This window comes from Inquilinus sp., assembly GCF_039594555.1.
Taxonomy (GTDB): Bacteria; Pseudomonadota; Alphaproteobacteria; order DSM-16000; family Inquilinaceae; genus Inquilinus.
This window is the reverse complement of the sequence record NZ_JBCNNF010000574.1, coordinates 1-3,435: the sequence shown is the minus strand read 5'-3', so window position 1 is coordinate 3,435 and position 3,435 is coordinate 1. Positions and strand designations below refer to the sequence as shown.

The window sequence follows — 3,435 nt, the reverse complement described above, 5'->3', positions numbered from 1 at the left end:
CGCCGTTGATTTTCGCGGAAACGGTGCCGTTGCGCCGTCTCCCAGTCCGGCCGCCGCCCATCGGCGAATTGCTGACTGAAGGCGATGGCGCGGATGCCCAGCAGCGTCGCCTCCATCGCCGCGGCGATGGTGCCGGAATAGGTCACGTCCTCGGCGATGTTGCGGCCGTGATTGACGCCGGACAGCACCAGGTCGGGCCGCCTGTCCTTCATCACATGGTTCACCGCCAGCAGCACGCAGTCGGTCGGCGTGCCGTCGACGGCGAAGCGCTTCTCCTCGATGTGCCGCAGGCGCAGCGGCCGGTGGATGGTCAGGGAATGGCTGGCGGCCGACTGCTCGGTCTCCGGCGCGCAGACCCAGACGTCGTCCGACAGCTCGCGGGCGATCCGCTCCAGCACCGAGAAGCCGGTGGAGTTGATGCCGTCGTCATTGGCCAGGAGGATGCGCATCGTCAGCCCTTCGCTTCCAGGATCTCGAGCCCGCCCATATACGGGCGCAGCACCTCCGGCACCTCGATCGCGCCGTCCTGCCGCTGATAGGTCTCCATCACCGCGATCAGGGCACGGCCGACCGCGACGCCGGACCCGTTGAGCGTGTGCACGAAGCGGGTGCCCTTCTCGCCCTCCGGCCGGAACCGGCCCTGCATCCGCCGGGCCTGGAACTCCCCGGTGTTGGAGCAGGAGGAGATCTCGCGGTACCGCCCCTGCCCCGGCAGCCAGACCTCGATGTCGTAGGTCTTGCGGGCGGTGAAGCCCATGTCGCCGGTGCACAGCACGATGGTGCGAAAGGCAAGGCCGAGGCGCTTCAGCACCGTCTCGGCGCACTCCGTCATCCGCTCATGCTCGGCGGCCGACTGCTCCGGCGTGGTGATGCTGACCAGCTCGACCTTGCTGAACTGGTGCTGGCGGATCATGCCGCGGGTGTCGCGCCCGGCCGACCCGGCCTCCGAGCGGAAGCTCGGCGTCAGCGCGGTGAAGCGCAGCGGCAGCCCCTGCTGCTCCAGGATCTCGCCGGCGACCAAGTTGGTCAGCGGGACCTCGGCGGTCGGGATCAGCCAGTGGCCGGTATTGGTGCGGAACAGATCCTCGGCGAATTTCGGCAGCTGCCCGGTGCCGTACACCGCCTCGTCGCGCACCATGAAGGGCGGCGCGATCTCGGTATAGCCATGCTCGTTGATGTGCAGGTCGATCATGAACTGGCCGATCGCCCGCTCCAGCCGGGCCAGCGCCCCGCGCAGGACCACGAACCTGGCGCCGGACAGCTTCGACGCCGCGGCGAAGTCCATCAGCCCGAGGCCCTCGCCCAGGTCGACATGGTCGCGGGCGCTGTTCAGCCGCCGCGGCTCGCCGGTTCGGCGGATCTCGACATTGGCGTTCTCGTCGGCGCCGTCGGGCACGTCGTCATCGGGGATGTTCGGCAGCTCGGCCAACCGGGCGGTCAGCGCCGCCTCGGCGTCGCGGTCGGCCTGCTCCAGCTCGCCCATCTTCGCCTTGATGGCGGCGACCTCGTCCATCAGCGCCTGGGCGTCGCCGCCCTTGGACTTGACGGCGCCGATCTCCTTGGACGCGGCGTTGCGGCGGGTCTGCAGCCCCTGCAGCTCGGTGGTGATCTGGCGCCGGCGCTCGTCCAGCGACAGCAACTCGGCGGCGACGGGCGACAGACCCCGCCGAGCCATCCCCTTGTCGAAGGCCTCGGGATGCTCTCGGATGAATCGGATGTCGTGCATCGCGCGCTCGGTGACTGCCGGATCGGGAATCGTGCGGTGGTTATAGGTGCTGGACCGGCCGGACGCAAACGGGGCGGCGTGGCCCTTCGCCTCCGTCGGCGGAACCTGGCGGCAGCACCGACGTTGCAGTCCGGCGCCACCCGATGCCAAGGTCGAGCATGGTTCTTCCCACCGCCTTCGTCGTCGCTCGCGACCTGAAGCGGCTGCAGCAGATCGTCACCGTGCTGCTGCGCTTCGGCTTCGGCGACCTTGTGCGCCGGCTGGGGCTGCACCGGCTGCTGAAGCAGGCCGGGCTGGCGCCGGGCGATGCCGGCAGCGCCGCCCCTGGCCAGGACACGCCGGCCCGGCTGCGCCTGGCGATCGAGGCGCTGGGCCCGACCTTCGTCAAGCTGGGCCAGATCCTGGCCACCCGCAGCGACCTGATGCCGCCGGAGTGGATCGTCGAGCTGGAGAAGCTGCACGACCGCGTGCCGCCCCTGCCCTATGACCAGCTGGCCCCGGTGCTGGAAGCGGCCCTGGGCGGCGCGCCAGACGCCATCTTCGCCCGGTTCGACCGCACGCCCCTGGCCTCCGCCTCGATCGCCCAGGTTCATCGCGCGGTGCTAGCCGACGGCACCGAGGTGGTGGTGAAGATCCGCCGGCCCGGTCTGCGGCCGCTGGTCGAGGCCGATCTGCGCCTGCTGGCCCATGCCGCCAGGCTGGCCGAGACCGAGCTGCCGGAGCTGCGGCGCTATCACCCGGAGGCGATCACCCGCACCCTCTCGGCCGCGATCGGCGAGGAGCTGGACCTGGCCAATGAGGGCCGCAACGCCGAGCTGATCGCCGCCCAGTTCGAGGACCAGCCGGATGTCGTGGTGCCGCGCATCCATTGGGCCTGGACCAGCGAGGAGGTGCTGGTGCAGGACTTCGTCGCCGGCATCCGCCCCAGCGACGAGGCGGCGCTGGCCGAGGCCGGGCTGGACCGGCGGGTGCTGGCGGCGCGCAGCTCGAACGCCTTCCTCCAGATGATGCTGATCGACGGCGTGTTCCATGCCGACCCGCATCCCGGCAACATGCTGTGCCTGGCGGGCGACCGCATCGCCTATCTCGATTTCGGCACCATCGGCCGGCTGTCGGCGCGGCGGCGCGACCAGCTGGTGACGCTGATGGCGGCGATCACCGGCGGCAGCGCCGCCGGGGTGCGCGAGGTGCTGCTGGACTGGGCCGGCCAGCCCGACATCGACGCCCGCCCGCTGGAGGAGGCTGCGGAGGCCTTCCTGGCCCGCCACACCCGCGGCGCGCTGGGCCGGCTGAAGCTGGGCCAGGCGCTGGCCGATTTCGTCGCCCTGATGCGCGACCACGACTTGGCGCTGCCGCCGGACCTGGCGCTGGTGCTGAAGGCGCTGATGACCTCCGAGGGCGTGGTCCGGCGCCTGGACCCCGAACTGGACGTGGTGCGGGAGGTGGAGCCGGTGGTGCGCCGGGCCTTGGCCGCGCGCTATGCGCCGGAGGCGGTGCTGGGCCGGGCCGGATCGGCGCTGCTGGAGCTGCAGGCCCTGGCCGGCGACGCGCCTGGCATCCTGCGCCGGGTGCTGCGGCGGCTCGAGAAGGGCCGGGTGAAGCTGGAGGTCGAAATCGGCCGGATGGATCGGTTCGGCCGCTCGATCGAACGCGGCGCCGCGCGCATCGCCGTCGCCATCGTCACCGCCGCCTTCGTGGTCGGGCTGGCG

3 protein-coding genes are annotated in these 3,435 nt (G+C 71.4%); 1 reads left to right on the top strand and 2 read right to left on the bottom strand.

Annotation, left to right across the window (positions count from 1 at the left end; translation table 11 throughout):
* The coding region (surE, locus tag ABDW35_RS34275) for a 5'/3'-nucleotidase SurE (RefSeq protein WP_343718325.1) at window positions 1–449 on the bottom strand (449 nt) is incomplete at its 3' end.
* A 2-nt stretch (window positions 450–451) separates the two neighbouring features.
* A complete protein-coding gene (gene serS / locus ABDW35_RS34270; protein WP_343718324.1) occupies window positions 452–1,726 on the bottom strand; it encodes a serine--tRNA ligase in 1,275 nt (424 codons plus the stop codon).
* Between the two features lie 158 nt (window positions 1,727–1,884).
* On the opposite strand from serS, the gene ABDW35_RS34265 reads away from it, so the two are divergent.
* Window positions 1,885–3,435: AarF/UbiB family protein (locus ABDW35_RS34265; RefSeq protein WP_343718323.1), on the top strand; the 1,551-nt coding region annotated here is incomplete at its 3' end.